General features: G+C 68.8%; 11 protein-coding genes. All 11 read left to right on the top strand.

Annotated features, from left to right (window positions below; genetic code table 11):
- Window positions 1-447: 447 nt before the first annotated feature.
- The 11 genes from QM782_RS15825 to QM782_RS15775 all read left to right on the top strand — a co-directional run bounded on the left by QM782_RS15825 (window position 448) and on the right by QM782_RS15775 (window position 15,716).
- Window positions 448-1,959, top strand: coding sequence for an aldehyde dehydrogenase (locus QM782_RS15825; RefSeq protein ID WP_415203861.1), 1,512 nt, complete (start codon window positions 448-450; stop codon window positions 1,957-1,959).
- Window positions 1,960-2,477: 518 nt separating this feature from the next.
- Window positions 2,478-4,787 (top strand): acyl-CoA dehydrogenase, encoded by a 2,310-nt coding sequence (locus QM782_RS15820; RefSeq protein ID WP_415203860.1) that lies wholly within the window; start codon window positions 2,478-2,480, stop codon window positions 4,785-4,787.
- Between the two features lie 77 nt (window positions 4,788-4,864).
- The gene (locus QM782_RS15815) at window positions 4,865-6,373 is read left to right on the top strand and encodes an aldehyde dehydrogenase family protein (RefSeq protein WP_415203859.1); all 1,509 of its coding nucleotides are present in this window, start codon (window positions 4,865-4,867) and stop codon (window positions 6,371-6,373) included.
- Window positions 6,374-6,444: 71 nt separating this feature from the next.
- Complete coding sequence (dctP, locus tag QM782_RS15810) at window positions 6,445-7,473, top strand: TRAP transporter substrate-binding protein DctP (protein WP_415203858.1); 1,029 nt, start codon at window positions 6,445-6,447, stop codon at window positions 7,471-7,473.
- 92 nt (window positions 7,474-7,565) lie between these two features.
- Entirely contained in the window at window positions 7,566-8,090 is a 525-nt protein-coding gene (locus tag QM782_RS15805) for a TRAP transporter small permease (RefSeq protein WP_415203857.1), read from the top strand.
- Window positions 8,087-9,373: a TRAP transporter large permease gene (locus QM782_RS15800; protein ID WP_415203856.1), complete on the top strand. Its 1,287-nt coding sequence runs from the start codon at window positions 8,087-8,089 to the stop codon at window positions 9,371-9,373. Before QM782_RS15805 ends, QM782_RS15800 begins: the two co-directional genes overlap by 4 nt.
- A gap of 188 nt (window positions 9,374-9,561) precedes the next feature.
- Complete coding sequence (locus tag QM782_RS15795) at window positions 9,562-11,178, top strand: GMC family oxidoreductase (RefSeq protein ID WP_415203855.1); 1,617 nt, start codon at window positions 9,562-9,564, stop codon at window positions 11,176-11,178.
- Window positions 11,179-11,234: 56 nt separating this feature from the next.
- Window positions 11,235-12,200, top strand: coding sequence for a Bug family tripartite tricarboxylate transporter substrate binding protein (locus tag QM782_RS15790; protein ID WP_415203854.1), 966 nt, complete (start codon window positions 11,235-11,237; stop codon window positions 12,198-12,200).
- A 39-nt stretch (window positions 12,201-12,239) separates the two neighbouring features.
- Window positions 12,240-13,202, top strand: a complete 963-nt coding sequence (locus QM782_RS15785; protein WP_415203853.1) for a Bug family tripartite tricarboxylate transporter substrate binding protein — start codon at window positions 12,240-12,242, stop codon at window positions 13,200-13,202.
- On the top strand, window positions 13,111-14,451 hold the full coding sequence (locus QM782_RS15780) for an NAD(P)H-dependent flavin oxidoreductase (RefSeq protein WP_415205661.1): 1,341 nt from the start codon (window positions 13,111-13,113) through the stop codon (window positions 14,449-14,451). The genes QM782_RS15785 and QM782_RS15780 overlap by 92 nt, the downstream gene beginning before the upstream one ends.
- Before the next feature lie 128 nt (window positions 14,452-14,579).
- On the top strand, window positions 14,580-15,716 hold the full coding sequence (locus tag QM782_RS15775; RefSeq protein WP_415203852.1) for an ABC transporter substrate-binding protein: 1,137 nt from the start codon (window positions 14,580-14,582) through the stop codon (window positions 15,714-15,716).
- The last annotated feature ends 96 nt before the right edge of the window (window positions 15,717-15,812 follow it).

Genomic DNA, 15,812 nt, shown 5'->3' with positions numbered 1-15,812 from the left:
CCGCCGCCCCCTTGAACGGGCCTCGCGCCGGCCGGTGCTTCAGCGGCGGCCAATGGGCCAACCCTCCCACCGGGGTAGCCCCTTCCACCGCCGACACCTTCAACAGGCTCGACTGCGCCACCGAAGAAGTCGCGCCGCGTGGCCAAGGCCAGCGAGGCCGACGTGGCCGCCGCCGTGAAGGCCGCTCGCCAGGCCCCCGGCCGCGCATCGCCCTGTTCCGAACGCCGAGGTGTTCACGCAGACTGCGGAGCACGCCATGCGTGTAGCGCGCCGGTCGCACGCGGGCCCGGCGAGGCACGAGGCTTCGCGCACCGCTTCCTCCATCAGCCTCGGCAGCTTCGAGCCATCGGGCGTGGGACGCGAGGGCGGCGTGGCCGGGCTCGCGGCCTTCCCCGAACCGAAGACCGTGGCATCCGACCCAGCCGCAACCCGAGAGCCGACGCAGCCATGACCCCTCCTCCTTCCGCCATCCCCTACGGCCACCACGACCGCCTCTACATCGGCGGCGCCTGGGTCCCGCCCGGCAGCGACGGCATGCTCGACGTGATCGCCCCGGCCACCGAGACCTGCTACGTGCGCGTGGCCGAGGCCCGCGAGGCCGACATCCACGCCGCCGTGGCGGCCGCCCGCGCCGCGTTCGACCACGGCCCCTGGCCACGGATGACGCCGGCCGAGCGCGCCGGCCACCTGCGCGCGCTGGGCCAGGAAATCACCGCGCGCGCGGGCGACATCGCGCAGGTCTGGCCCAACGAGATGGGGGTGGTCCACGCGCTCGCGCAGGCCATGGCGGCGCGCACCTGCCAGTTCTACGGCAGCTACGCCGACCTGGCCGGCACCTACCCGTGGGAGGCACGGCACACGCCCGCGGGCGGCGGCGACACGGGCCTGCTGGTCAAGGAGCCGGTCGGCACCGTGGCCGCCATCATTCCGTGGAACAGCCCCATCTCGCTGCTCACGCACAAGCTGGCGCCCGCGCTGCTGGCGGGCTGCACCGTGGTCGTCAAGGCCGCGCCGGAGGCGCCCGGCGCCGCCTACATCGTCGCCGAGGCCGCCGAGGCGGCGGGCCTGCCGCCGGGCGTGGTCAACGTGCTGACGGCGGACCGCGCGGCGTCCGAGGCGCTGGTGCGCCATCCCGGCATCGACAAGGTGGCCTTCACCGGCTCGACCGCCGTGGGGCGGCGCATCGGCGCGATCCTGTCCGAGCGCATCGGGCGCTGCACGCTGGAGCTCGGCGGCAAGTCCGCCGCCATCGTGTTCGACGACTACGACATCGACACCGCCGCCAAGACCATCGCCACGCCCGCCTGCATGCTGAGCGGGCAGGTGTGCTCGTCGCTCACGCGCATCATCGTGGGCAAGGGCCGCCACGACCAGATGGTCGAGGCGCTGGCCGCGCACTTCGGCGCGATGCGCGTCGGCGACCCGTTCGACCCCGCCACGCAGGTCGGCCCGCTCGCATCGCGCCGCCAGCGCGAGCGCGTGGAGGGCCTGATCGCCAAGGCCCGGCAGGAAGGCGCCGTGCTCGCCACCGGCGGCAAGCGGCCCGGCCACCTGGAGCGCGGCTTCTACATCGAGCCCACGGTGTTCGGCCGCGTGGACAACGCGTCGACCCTCGCGCGCGAGGAGGTGTTCGGCCCGGTGCTGAGCGTCATCGCCGCCGACAGCGACGCGCACGCCGTGGCCCTGGCCAACGACACCCTCTACGGCCTGAACAACTCGGTCTTCACGCACGACGTGGACCGCGCCTACGCGGCGGCGCGCCAGCTGCGCTCGGGCACCGTGGGGCACAACGTCTTCCGCACCGATTTCTCCATCGGCTTCGGCGGCTTCAAGCAGTCGGGCATCGGGCGCGAAGGGCTGGTCGAGGGGCTGGACGCCTACCTCGAATCGAAGACGGTCATCCTCGACGGCAGGCCCTCGCGGGAATTCAAGCCCAACCGACCTCCGGGTCTTTCCTGACGGGAGCGCGTGGCTCTCTTCTCGGCCGCAGAGGCCCGCCAGGAAACCCGGGCCCGAAGCCTCGCGGCTCCGCCACCCCATCGGCCATCGGCAGCACGCAGGGCAGCACGTTCGAGCAACGCGCCGGCCGAGCCGGCCTCCCAGGAGCACCGTGGCCCACGGCACCACGGTGGACCGATCGTCCCCACGCAGGACGGCGCCATGCTTCCGGCCACGGTTCGCGCGCCTCTGCGAGGGCGCCGGCGTGGACCGGGCGGAACGAGAGCCCCGCCACCGGCGCCGGCCGCGTGCTCCGCCTCGACGCGCTCGTCCCGGTGATGAACCGCCCGCACGCGCAACCGCAGGCGCCGCGAGGCAAGCGCGTGCTCCGGGTCCCTATCGCGGGATTCGCGAATGGTGAACAAGCGATTCGCCATCCTGAACTTGGCTTCGGACGCCCCAGGCCCGAGACTTTCCCGCCGAAGGCTGCACTGCTGGCAGCCTCTCCGTCCATAGAACAGAACGAGGCAAGCACTTCAATGAGCGACTCCCCATCCGAAGACCAGGCGCTGCTCGCGGCGATCGAAGACTCCGCGGAACAGTTCCTGAAAGACCGTGGCGGCCTGGACGTTCCCCGCCGCCAGCGCGCGGCGGAAGACACGCCCCTGCCCCACGCCGAGTTCCGCCGCGAGGACTGGACCGAAGTCGCCGGCCTGGGCTGGCCCGGCGTGCTGGTGCCCGCCGAGCAGGACGGCCTGGGCCTGGGCGTCCAGGCCGCCGCCATCCTGGCGCGCAAGGTGGGCCGCTGGGTCGCCCCCGAACCCTTCACCGCCGTGGCCGGCATCGCCGCCACGCTGCTGGCGGGCGCATCGTCCGACGCGGCGCGCGCGCTGCTCGCCGGCCTCGTGTCCGGTGAGCGCATCGTGGGCGTGGCGCTCGATCTCGACCATCCCGCTGGCGCCAGCCAGGTCGCCAAGGCGGCGGACGGTTCGCTGCGCCTCTCGGGCGTGGCCGCCTACACGGCGCCCGCCCACCCGGCCGACGGCTGGCTCGTCGCCGCCGCCGATGCGCAGGGCCAGCCGGTGCTGGTGCACGTCGGCGCGCAGGACGCCGGCCTGGCCGTGGAGCCTCAGCTCGAAGTCGACGGCCGCTGTCGCGCCCGCCTGGTGTTCGACGACCTGGCCCTCGGCACCGATGCCGTGGTAGCGCAAGGCGCCGAGGTGCCCGCGCTGATCGACCGCGCCGTGCTGGCCGGCCGCATCCTGTACGCGGCGGAACTGCTGGGCAGCGCCGAGCGGCTGCACGAGGTGACGCTGGAATACGTCTCGCAGCGCAAGCAGTTCGGCAAGGCCATCGGCAGCTTCCAGGTGCTCCAGCACCGCTGCGTGGACGTGCGCATCCAGGTCGAGCTGGCGCGCGCCAGCGTCGAGGAAGCCTGCGCCCACCCCACCGACGCCAATGCCGTGCGCGCCAAGCTGCGCGCCGGACGCGCGGCCATGGACGCGAGTCTGGCGGCCGTACAACTGCATGGCGCCATGGGCATCACCGACGAATGCGACGTGGGCCTGTACTTCAAGCGCGTGCTGGCCTTGCTGCCGCGCCTGGGCGGCGAGCGCGCGCTGCAGGCACGCTGGCTCGCGGCCGTGGGCGAAGGCGCGTCGCACGAGGTGGCCGACGAGTGGACGGGCGAGTTCCCCAAGAGCGCCGATTGGGAGGCCATGCCGGACGAGGACTTCCGCCGCATGCTGCGCTCCTTCCTCATCCGCAACTACCCCGGCCACCTGCGCCACATGCCGCGCCGCGTGCACTGGGACGAGATCGGCGACTGGTACCGCTGCCTGTCGCGCCAGGGCTGGATCGCCCCGGCCTGGCCGGTCCAGCACGGCGGCATGGGGCTGCCCGCCGCCAAGCAGCTGGCATGGTTCGAGGAGCTGGAGTCCTACGGCGTGGCGCGCGCGCCCGACCAGGGCCTGCTCATGGTCGGCCCGGTGCTCATGCAGTACGGCACGCCCGAGCAGCAGCAGCGCTTCCTGCCCAGGATCGTCAGCGGCGAGAACGTCTGGTGCCAGGGCTATTCCGAGCCCAACGCCGGTTCCGACCTCGCCAGCCTGCGCACCGAGGCGGTGCTGGACGGCGACCACTACGTCGTCAACGGCCAGAAGATCTGGACCACGCTGGCGCAGGACGCCACGCACATCTTCGTGCTGGTGCGCACCGACAAGACGGTGAAGCAGCAGGCGGGCATCAGCTTTTTGCTGGCCGACATCAAGACGCCCGGCATCACCGTGCGCCCCATCATCGACCTGGCGGGCCATGCCGAGTTCTGCGAAGTGTTCTTCGACAACGTGCGCGTGCCGCGCGAGAACCTGGTGGGCCAGCCCAACGAGGGCTGGACGATTGCCAAAGCGCTGCTGGGCTTCGAGCGCCTGCACCTGGGCAGCCCCAAGCAGTCGCAGTTCGCGCTGGCGCAGCTGCGCACGCTGGGCCGCATGAGCGGCCTGATGGACGACCCGGCCTTCTGCGCGGCCTACACCGAACTGGCGCTGGACGTGGCCGACCTCTCCGCCCTCTATACCCGCTACGGCGACTACGTGAAGCGCGGCGAGAAGCTGCCCGCCTCGGTGTCCATGCTCAAGGTCTGGGCCACCGAGACCTACCAGCGCATCGGCCTGGCGATGGCCAGGCACGGCGGCACCTCCGCCACGCTGGCCGGGGCGGCGGACGTGGGCGGCAGCCGCATCCACCTGCTCGCGCCGCTGCTCAACGCCAGCGCCGCCAAGATCTACGGCGGCTCCAACGAGGTGCAGCGCAACATCCTCGCGCGCACCGTGCTCGATCTGCCGGGCTGACCCGCGACCGCGCGGGCCACATCCGGCCCAGCGCGGCGGGCATTTCCAAGTAGCGAACGACATCAAGGAGACGAGACATGTCCTCATTCACCTCTGCCCAAGCCAGCAGCCAATCCGTGAACGAAGGACTCGCCCTAGCGCAGCGCTGGATCGCGGCTGGACCCAAGCAGTTGCTGATCGACGGCCAATGGGTTCCTGCCCGGACCGGCAAGACGATCCAGAGCATCGACCCCGCCACCGAGGAAGTGCTGGCCGAGATCGCCGAGGGCGATGCCGCCGACGTCGATGCCGCGGTGGCCGCCGCACGCCGGGCGTTCGAAGCCTCGTCGTGGCGCGGCATCTCGCCGCACGTGCGCTCGCGCGCCCTGCTGCGCATCGCCGACGCCATCGAGAAGAATGCCGCCGAGCTGGCGGCACTGGAGTCGCTGGACAACGGCATGCCCATCTGGCTGGCCACCGCCGCCGTGGGCATGGCGGTGGACGCCTTCCGCTACTACGCGGGCTGGCCGTCCAAGATCATGGGCACCACCAACCCCACGGACGAGACGGCCTTCATCTTCACCCTGCGCGAGCCGGTGGGCGTGTGCGGCCAGATCAACCCCTGGAACGTGCCGATGCTGCTGATCGCGCTGAAGATCGCGCCGCCGCTGGCCTGCGGCAACACGGTGGTGCTCAAGCCCTCGGAGCTGTGCTCGCTGACCACGCTGCGCGTGGCCGAGCTGATCCAGGAAACCGGCCTGCCGCCCGGCGTGGTGAACATCGTCACCGGCTACGGCTCCACCGTGGGCTCGGCCATCTCGGGCCACGAGGGCATCGACAAGGTCTCGTTCACCGGCTCCACCGCGGTGGGCAAGATGATCCTGCAGGCCTCCTGCGGCAACCTCAAGCGCACCACGCTGGAGCTGGGCGGCAAGTCGCCCAACATCCTGTTCGCCGACGCCGACCTGGACAAGGCCATCCCGCGCGCCGTGCTGGGCTTCACCATGAACTCGGGGCAGATCTGCTCGTCCGGCACCCGCATCTTCGTGCAGGAGAGCGTGCTGGACGAAGTGACCGAGAAGATCACCCGCTTCGCCGCCGCGCAGAAGGTGGGCTCGCCCTTCGACCCCGACACCAAGCTCGGTCCGCTGGTCTCGGGCACCCAGCTCAACCGCGTGCTGTCCTACGTCGAGGCGGGCCGCGAGGCGGGCGCGAAGCTCATGACCGGCGGCGAGCGCCTGCCGGGCAAGGGCTATTTCCTCGGCCCCACGGTGTTCGCCGGTGCCGACAACCAGATGAAGATGGCACGCGAGGAGATCTTCGGCCCCGTCACCGCCATCATCCCGTTCAAGGACGAGGCCGACGTGATCGCGATGGCCAACGACTCCAGCTACGGCCTGGCCGGCGGCATCTGGACGCAGAACGTCAGCCGCGCCCACCGCATGGCGCGCGCCATCCGGGGCGGGCGCATCTGGGTCAACACCTTCGGCGAGACGGACTCGGTCATGCCCTTCGGCGGCTTCAAGCAGTCGGGCCTGGGCCGCGAGTTCGGCATCGACTCGATCATGACCTACACCGAAACCAAGTCCGTGATGTTCAGGTTCTGAGCACCGTGCCGATGGGGCGGCCGACAGGGCTGCCGCCCACCATCGGCAACCACAAAACCAAGGAGACAAGCATGCAACCCACTACCCGCTGGGCACGGATCGCCGTGGCCGCCGTTCTGGCCGCAACGGCCGCGGCATCGCACGCCCAGGACAAGCCCATCACCTTGAAGATGGCGCACCTGGTGCCGCCGACGCACGTCTTCTGGGAAAAGGGCGGCAAGCCGTTCTCCGAAGAAGTCACGGCCAAGACCAACGGCCGCGTCAAGTTCGAGGTCTACCACTCCAACCAGCTGGGCAGCGACTACCTGACCATCCTCAAGACCGGCCTGGCCGACATCGTGATGCTGGTGCCGTCCTACCAGCCCGACAAGATGCCGCTGTCCACCGTGGGCGAGCTGCCGGGCCTGTACTCCACTTCGTGCGAAGGCACGGCCAAGCTGTCCGCGATTTCGCGCGCAGGCGGCATGCTGTACGAGCGCGAGCTCAAGGCCCTGGGCGTCCACGTGCTGTTCGTGAACGCGCTGCCGCAGTACAAGATCATGTCCACCACGCGCGAGATCAAGTCGCTGCAGGACATGCAGGGGCTCAAGGTGCGCGCCGTGGGCGGCTCCATGAACAAGACCGTCCGCGCCCTGGGCGGCGCGCCCCTGGCGGTGCCCGCGGGCGAGCTGTACGACTCGCTGAACCGCGGCACCATCGACGCGGGCATGTACCCCTACACCGGCGTGAAGCCCTTCAAGATCGAGGAAATCGTGCGCCACGCCGTCGAGGGCCTGCAACTGGGCGGGGCCAACATCATGTTCGCCATCAGCAGCAAGGGCTGGAACGCCCTGCCCGAGGACGTGCGCAAGGTGCTCGACGAGGCCGGGCGGAACGCCCAGAAGAGCATGTGCCAGGGCCAGGATGACGGCGAGGCCGCGCTGCGCAACGAGTTCGTCCAGAAGAACCACTGGAAGATCACGACGCTGACGCCCGAGCAGGCGGCGCAGTGGAGCGACAAGGTCAAGTCCGTGACCACCGACTGGGTGGCCGAGATGGATCGCGCACGCAAGCCGGGCGCGGCCGTGCTCCAGGCCTTCCACGACGCCAGCGGCAAATAAGCACGGCGCACCGCATGCGCGCCGCACCGTGCGCCGGGTCGTCCCGGCGCGGTGCTGCGGCCCTTGCCGCGCCCCTACTTTCCTGGAGCTCCATGCAAACCCTCATTCGGCGGCTCGAGCAGATCGGCCTGGCCCTGGCGGGCCTGTGCATCTGCCTCGTCATGCTCGCGGTATCGGCCGACACGCTGATGCGCTACGCCTTCACCGCACCCCTGCAATGGGTGACGGACGTGACCTCCTTCTACCTGCTGGTGGGGGCCGCCTATCTGGCGATCTCCTCCACCTTCACGCACGGCGACCACATCAACATCAACCTGCTGCACCAGCGCATGCCGCCGCGCCTGCGCGCCGTGACCGATGCGCTGTGCGCCCTCGCGTACCTGGCCGTGTTCGGGCTGGTCGGCTGGCTGGCCTGGGAAACCGCCATGGAAGCGCTGCACAACCAGGAGTACATGCCGGGCTACATCGAATGGCCGGTGTGGCTGTCCTACCTGCCGATTCCCCTGGGCACGGGCATTCTCTGCCTGCGCCTGGTGCACCACATCTTCATGCTGCTGACGCGCGGCCAGGATCCGGACGTGGTCCAGGACCACGGCCTGGAAGGAGGCGTGGAATGAGCGCCGCCGTCATCCTCGCACTGCTGTTCACGCTGCTGCTGCTGGGCGCGCCCATCGGCTTCGCGCTGATCCTCTCGGGTTTCGCCGGCATCCTGTGGGTGGGTGGCACGACCGCCGCGCTGGGGGTGCTGGCCTCGGTGCCGCACGAACTGGCGGGCAAGTTCGAGTTCCTCACCATCCCCATGTTCCTGCTGATGGCCGAGTTCGTGCTGCGCTCGGGCGTGGCCGACGACCTGTTCAAGGTCGCCGCCGCCTGGTGCGGCCGCGTGCCCGGTGGGCTGGGCATGGCCACGGCCCTGTCGGGCGCGGGCTTCGGCGCGATCTGCGGCTCGTCAACGGCGTCGGCCGCCACGCTGTCGGCCACCTCGCTGCCGGCCATGCTCAAGCACGGCTACGAGCGCCGCATGGCGGCGGGCGTGGTGGCGATCTCCGGCACGCTGGCGATGCTGATCCCGCCCAGCATCGCCATGATCATCTACGGCCTGCTGGCCGACGTGAACATCGGCAAGCTGCTGATCGCCGGGGTGGTGCCGGCCATCTTCGTGACGGCGGCCATCATGCTGACCACCTACTACCTGGCCAGGCGCGACCCCTCTTGCGCGCCGCTGTCGGAGCAGGTCACCTGGGGCGAGAAATTCCGGCTGCTGCGCCTGGTGGCACCCATGCTGGTGCTGATGATGGCGGTGACCGGCGTGATCTACACCGGCGTGGCGACGCCCACCGAGGCATCGGCCATGGGCGCGCTGGTGTCCGCCATCCTGTATTTCATGCGCGGCCGCCGTACCTGGGCCGAGGTGGCCGACCTGGTCGGCCGCGCCACGCGCACCTCCTGCATGGTGGCCATCATCCTGCTGGGCGCGCACGTCTTCACGGTGTTCTTCGCGCTGACGCAGACCACGCAGTCGCTGATCGGCTGGGTGGGGGCGCTGCCGGTGAGTCCCTGGGTCATCATCCTCTGCCTGACGCTGATGTACCTGGTGCTGGGATGCTTCCTGGACCAGATCGCGATCCTGGTGCTCACCGTGCCCATCGTCGCGCCCCTGGTGTCCTCGCTCGGGTTCGACCTGATCTGGTTCGGCGTCATCAAGATCGTGACCGCCGAGCTGGGCATGGTCACGCCGCCCCTGGGGCTCAACTGCTTCGTGGTGTCCAAGTACTCCAGGACGCCCGTGCAGGAGGTGTTTCACGGCACCGTGCCGCACGTCGTCGCGCATCTGGCGGTGCTGGCGGTGCTGTTGCTGTTCCCGGCGCTGTCGCTGTGGCTGCCCAACCAGATGAAATGAGCGCCCGGCCCGGCGCGCGGCCGGGATAGCCATTCCACGCTGGATCATTTCCCCTTTGCGCAGTTTCCGGTTCGCCAACAAAGAAGGGCCGGTTCGCGAAACAAAAATTGTTCCCGGCGGCACCTCCCCCTAAGCTATTGCAGCGACGGGATGATTATTCATCCATCAACCCATAAAAAGGAGACAAGGTGTCCTACCGCATCACAGAGGATGGGTACGACTATGTGATCGTAGGCGCCGGGTCGGCAGGCTGCGTTCTGGCGAACCGCCTTTCCGCCGATTCGAATATCCGTGTCTGCCTGATCGAAGCCGGGCCGCCCGACAGCCACCCCTATATCCAGGTACCGCTGGGTATCGCCACACTGCTCAGCCATCCGACGCTGAACTGGAATTTCTCCAGCGTTCCCCAGCCGAACGCCGCCAACCGCACCATTGCCGTGCCCCGCGGAAAAACCCTGGGCGGGTCCAGCTCGATCAATGGAATGGTTTATACGCGCGGCCACCCGACGGATTACGACGACTGGCGCAATCTCGGCAACGAGGGCTGGTCGTTCGAGGAAGTGCTGCCTTATTTCACGCGCTCCGAAAACAACCGGGATTTCAGGGATTCTCCGTACCACGGCACCAGCGGCCCGGTGGAGGTCGGGTTCCTGGACCGCTACAGCCCGATGGTGGAGATGTTCTTCCAGGCGGGGGAAAGCCTGGGCTACCAGCGCAACCCGGACTTCTGCGGCCCGACCCACGAGGGGTTCGGCCGCCGGCAGGCGTCCATCGCGCGGGGGCGGCGCGTCTCGGCCTCCACGGCCTATCTGCGCCCGGTGCGGTCGCGCCGCAACCTGACGGTGCTGACCGGCATGCTGGTGCGGCGCGTCGTGGTGGAGGACGGGCGGGCCGTCGGCGTCGAGGCCGGCCCGCAAGACGGCGAAGGCCGCGTCATCCAGGCCCGCAAGGAGGTGATCCTCTCGGCAGGCGCGGTGGGCTCGCCACATCTGCTGATGCTGTCGGGCATCGGCGACGCGGACGAGTTGCGCACCCATGGCATCGCCGTCCAGCAGCACCTGCCGGGCGTGGGCAAGAACCTGCAGGACCACCTGTGCGCGACGATCCAGTATTCCAGCCCGACCACGATTCCCTACGGACTCTCGTGGCGCAGTTTCCCCTGGCTGGCCTGGAATTTCCTGTCCTACCCGATCACCCGCAAAGGCCTCCTGGCCAACAACGTACTGCACGCGAGCGCGTTCATCCGCAGCCTGCCCGATCTGCCCCGCCCCGACGTACAGATCATCCTGGTGCCCACCGTCCACGACAAGAAAAGCGGGAAGATGGGCATCGGCCATGGCTTCGGACTGATGACATCGCTGATGCGCCCGAAAAGCCGGGGCAGGATTTATCTCGCGAGCGCCGATCCGAAGCAGGCGCCCGTCATCGATTTCAATTTCCTATCGGCGCAAGAAGACATCGACACGCTCGCCCGAGGCGCACGAATTTCCCGCCGCATCGCCGAAAGCCCGTCATTCGACAAGGTGCGGGGAAATGAACTGGAACCCAATCCCAAGACTTGGTCCGATGGCGAACTGGCGGACTATATCCGCCAGTACAGCCACACCGGCTATCACCCGGTGGGCACCTGCGCCATGGGCCAGGATGAAAACGCCGTCGTCGATGCGCAATTGCGGGTGCGTGGAATCAATGGCCTGCGCGTGGTCGATGCCTCCATCATGCCGACCCTGATCGGCGGAAATACCGGCGGGCCGGTCATGATGATTGGAGAAAAAGCAGCGGACATGCTGATTTCTGCCACATAGATTCCCTTCCATCCCCAACGAGCAACCCTTTATTCATCGTGTCAAGGAAAATCACCATGCGTCGCGCTTTCCTGAAAACTGCAGTGTCGTCCGTCGCGGCCCTGTTCTGTACCGTCGCCCCCGGCCTGGCCCAGGCGCAACATTTCAAGGGCCCCATCAAGATCGTGGTGCCCCAGGCACCTGGCGGCGGCACCGACCTGGTGGCCCGCCTGGTGGCGCCAGGCCTGTCCAAGGAACTGGGGCAGACGGTGATCATCGACAACAAGCCCGGCGCCAGCGGCCAGATCGGCGCGCAGACGGTGCAGAACGCCGTGCCCGACGGCACGACCATCCTGTGCTCGACCGATCATTCGCTGCTGATCGTGCCGGTGACCGAAGCCCACGTGAAGTACACCGTGGGTGACTTCGTCGCGCTGGGCCAGGGTGCCCGCACTTCCTGGGCACTGCTCCTGCCCGTCGCCGCGGGCTACAAGGACTTCAAGGACTACACGGCAGCGCTCAAGCGCGATCCGGTCAAGCGCTCCTACGGCGTTCCGCTCACGGGCGGAGCCCCTGGCGTGGTGGGCGACGCCATCGGCAAGGCCGTCGGCGTCGAGATGGAGCAGATTCCCTTCGCAGGCTCGGCCCCGGTATCGCAGAACGTCATGGCGAACCAGATCCCCGCAGGCGTGACGGGCATGCCCGAGGCCGTCTCCGTCAGCCGCGGCGACAAGGCCAGGACGTTCGCCGTCACCGGCGAGAAACGTTCGCCGCTGCTGCCGGACGTACCCACCTTCAGCGAATTGGGCATCGCAGGACTGGACAAGGTCTACACCTTCGTGGGCTTCTTCGGCCCCAAAGGCATGCCACCCGAGGCAGCCAATGAATTCAACGCCGCGCTGCGCAAGGCGCTGGCCGACCCTGCCGTGCGTGAAAAGCTCACCGGCGCCGGCTTGACGGCAGCGCCCACCACCCTGGAGGAAGCTGGCCAGGAAGTGACCGTCCAGGCCAAGTACTGGAAGGACACGCTGGGAAAACGCTGACGCCCTGGATGTCCGAAACCCTCGCAGGAGACTGTCCCCATGTTCCCCCGTCGATCCATCGTCCTGGCGCTGCCAGGCATCGCCCTGCTCGGAGCGGCCGGCCGGGCGCTGGCCGAAACCTACCCGGCGCGCCCCGTCCGCTTCATCGTTCCCGTGGCCCCCGGCTCCGCCACCGACCTGACGGCCCGCCAGGTCAGCGCGGGGCTCTTCAAGCTGTGGAACAGCGTCCCCGTGGTCGTGGAGAACAAGCCCGGCGCGGGCACGATCATTGGCACGGACGCCGTGGCCAAGGCACCCGCCGACGGCTACACGCTGCTGTTCAACCTGTCCAGCCACTACACCTCGCCCGTGCTGAACAAGACCAGCTACGACCCCGTCAAGGACTTCGAGCCGGTCGCCAAGCTGGTCAGCACGGCGCTGGTCATGATCACATCGGTCGATTCGCCGTTCAAGACCGTGCAGGACGTCGTCGCCGCGGCGAAGAAGGCCCCGGGCACGGTCACCTTCGCCTCCGCGGGCAATGGCACCACGTCGCACATGGGCGGCGCGCTGCTGAACAACGTCGCCGGCATCGAGCTGGTACACGCGCCCTACAAGGACGGCTCGCAGGCGATGGTCGACACCTCCACCGGCCAGGTGAAGCTGGGCTTCTCCGGGCCGGCGGCGATTCCGCTGATCAAGTCCGGAAAGCTGCGCGTGCTGGCCACCACGGGGGCCACGCGCTCGGCGCATCTGCCCGACGTGCCCACGGTCAAGGAAGCGCTGCACCTGGACTACGAGGTCACCTCGCCGGTCTGGGCCTTCGCGCCCAAAGGCACGCCCGAGGCCATCGTGAACCAGCTGTCCGAGGCGTTCGGCAAGATCGTCGCCACGCCGGAATTCAAGACGTTCTGCGACAACCAGTTCCTCGATCTGGCCTACGAACCCGCTGCCACCGTGCGCGCGGCCGCCGCCGGCGAAGCGGCCAAATGGCGCAAGCTCGTCGATCTCACCCGCAGCTGAGAAAAACGGCAGCGGCCGCGGCTGCGAACGCGACGACCGGCCCCACGTTCCCCCAAGCGCCCCGGCCGATTCGTCGAAACCGAATCGGGGGCTCGCAGAACAGAAGCTGCTTCCTGCGGGGCGATCTCTTAACCTGACCCATCCACATCACATCATCAGGAGATCCATCATGGCCAAACTCAGAACCCCCCTCTGCGACCTGCTCGGCATCGAATATCCCATCCTGCAGGCCGGCATGGGCGGCGTCGCCTTCGGGCCGCTGGCGGCCGCCGTGTCCAAGGCCGGGGGGCTCGGGACGATCGCGGCGATCTCGCCCACGCCCGAGCGCGTCGAGCAGGAAATCAAGCTGGTCCGCAGCCTGACCGACAAGCCGCTGTGCGTGGACATCGGCTTTCCGCTGCGGGCGCCGAAGGACCTGTCCGAGATCAAGATCGACGTCCTGCCTTCGCCGATCGTGCAGCTGCAAAAGGAGATCGAGGCGCTGGGCGTGCAGGTCAAGCCGGTGGACGACCAGGCCATGGGCATCGAGGATGCCAAGACCAAGCTGGAGATCTGCTTCAAGCACAAGGTCGAGGTGATCGCCTGCGCCCTGGGCACACCCAAGTGGGTGGTGGATGAATGCCACGCCCGCGGCGTCAAGACCATCAGCATGGTCGGGTCCGCCCGGCATGCGAAGTCCGCCATCAAGGCCGGCACCGACGTCGTCGTCGTGCAGGGAACCGAAGGCGGCGGCCACACCGGCGACGTCGGCCTGATCACCCTGCTGGCCGAAGTGCTGGAATTCGCCACGGTGCCGGTGGTGGCGGCCGGCGGCATCGTGAACGGCGCGCAGATCGCCGGCGTGCTGACGCAGGGCGCGCAGGGCGTGTGGGTCGGCACGCGCTTCATCGCGACGCGCGAGGCCACGGTGGGCCCGAACTACAAGCAGTCGATCGTCGACGCCGAGTACGACCAGACCATCCGCTCGCTGCTGTTCGACGGCCTGTACGTGCGCCAGCTCAAGAACCGCTACACCGAAGTCTGGGAAGGCCACGAGCACGAGATGCTGGGCTATCCGGCGCAGCGCGTGGCGATCGGCCCGGTGCGCTTCGCGTCGGTCGAAGCCGACCTGAAGGACCACCAGCCGCTGCCGGCCGGCCAGGGCTCGAGCCTGATCAAGGACGTCCCGCCCGCCGCCGACGTGCTGCACCGCCTGGTGGATGAAACGGTGGCCACGTTGCGCCAGTCGCGCGATCGCGTCACCATCTGACCCGGCGGCGGGACGGCAAGCGCCCCCATCGAGGCGCACCGTCCTGCGAGCGGCCCTCCGTCGCCGCTCGTTCGCAGCAAGGGCAGCGGCGCGCTACGCGCCCTGCCTGTTTTTTCAGGAGACGAACCATGTGCCCGATGCTCCGCAAGCTGGCCGGTACCGCGCTGCTGGCCACATGCGCCGCCCTCGCCCCGGCGGCCCACGCGCAGGACGAACTCGTCGTGGAGTCGATCCAGTCGTCCACCGGCCCCCTCGCCTACGGCGGCGTGCCCTTTCAGAACTCGATCCGCCTGGCCTTCGAGGAGGTCAATGCCAGGGGCGGCATCCATGGCGCCAAGGTCAAGCTGATCGAGCGCGACAACGGCAGCGACAAGGGCCAGTCCATCAACCTTGCCAACCAGGCCGTCGATCGTGATCGCGCCATCCTGGTGCTCGGCCCGACTTCCACCACCGACGCCATGGCCGTGGCGCCGCTGTTCGCCGACAAGCGCACGCCCAACCTGCATTCCGGTATGTCCGACGCGGTGCTCAAGGTCGGCGGCACCTGGAGCATGAAGTTCCAGCAGTCGCCCACCATGGTCACCGCCGTCGTCGCCCAGTACGCGCGGGAAAAGATGTCCATCCGCAAGGTGGCCCTCGTGTTCGACCGGTCCAACGAGACCTGGATCGACTCCAAGAACAGCTTCCGCGATCCGTTCAAGGCCGCAGGCGGCACCGTGGTGGCCGAGGAAGCCATCGTCACCGCCGACTCCAACTTCCAGCCCCTGGCCACCAAGCTCAAGACCCAGGACATCGACGCCATCTATCTCGCCACCTTCCCCGAGCAGTCCGCCAACATTATCGTGCAGCTGCGCCAGGCGGGCGTGCCCGAGAAGGTGCGCTTCATCGGCGCCGTGGGCATGGTGTCGCCCAAGTTCCTCGCGGCGGTGGGCAAGGCGGGTGAAGGCGCGGTCGCCGTGTCCGACCACGTGATCGGCCTGGACCGCCCGCTGAACAAGGCTTTCGAGGCCGCGTACCAGGCCCGCTACGGCATCGAGCCCGACAGCTGGGCAGCCGTCGGCTACACGCAGGGGCTGCTGGCGATCGCCACCTTGCAGGAAGCCGGCCCCAAGCCCACGCGCCAGGCCGTGCACGACGCCTTCCTGCGCATCAAGGACGTGCCCATCCTGGGCGGCAGCGGCCTGTGGAACCAGAAGGATCGCAAGCCGGAATTCGGCGCCGTGGTGCTCACCGTCAAGGACGGAAAGTTCGTCGTCGCGCCCTGAAGGCACCATCCACCACCCGGTACCTCGTCCATCGAACGCACGGGGGCAAGCGCACTGGCCTTGCAGCGCGCGCCCTGGGGCTGGGCAGCACCCGGA

The sequence above is a fragment of the Pseudorhodoferax sp. genome (assembly GCF_047601025.1).
In the GTDB taxonomy this organism is placed as follows: Bacteria; Pseudomonadota; Gammaproteobacteria; order Burkholderiales; family Burkholderiaceae_C; genus Pseudorhodoferax.
This window is presented reverse-complemented; position numbering and strand designations above follow the sequence as displayed.

Excerpts from the sequence above, each read along its gene's own strand:
- QM782_RS15825 (WP_415203861.1), top strand. The coding sequence starts at position 448 with ATGACCCCTCCTCCTTCCGCCATCCCCTACGGCCACCACGACCGCCTC.
- QM782_RS15820 (WP_415203860.1), top strand. The coding sequence starts at position 2,478 with ATGAGCGACTCCCCATCCGAAGACCAGGCGCTGCTCGCGGCGATCGAA.
- QM782_RS15815 (WP_415203859.1), top strand. The coding sequence starts at position 4,865 with ATGTCCTCATTCACCTCTGCCCAAGCCAGCAGCCAATCCGTGAACGAA.
- dctP (WP_415203858.1), top strand. The coding sequence starts at position 6,445 with ATGCAACCCACTACCCGCTGGGCACGGATCGCCGTGGCCGCCGTTCTG.
- QM782_RS15805 (WP_415203857.1), top strand. The coding sequence starts at position 7,566 with ATGCAAACCCTCATTCGGCGGCTCGAGCAGATCGGCCTGGCCCTGGCG.
- QM782_RS15800 (WP_415203856.1), top strand. The coding sequence starts at position 8,087 with ATGAGCGCCGCCGTCATCCTCGCACTGCTGTTCACGCTGCTGCTGCTG.
- QM782_RS15790 (WP_415203854.1), top strand. The coding sequence starts at position 11,235 with ATGCGTCGCGCTTTCCTGAAAACTGCAGTGTCGTCCGTCGCGGCCCTG.
- QM782_RS15785 (WP_415203853.1), top strand. The coding sequence starts at position 12,240 with ATGTTCCCCCGTCGATCCATCGTCCTGGCGCTGCCAGGCATCGCCCTG.
- QM782_RS15775 (WP_415203852.1), top strand. The coding sequence starts at position 14,580 with ATGTGCCCGATGCTCCGCAAGCTGGCCGGTACCGCGCTGCTGGCCACA.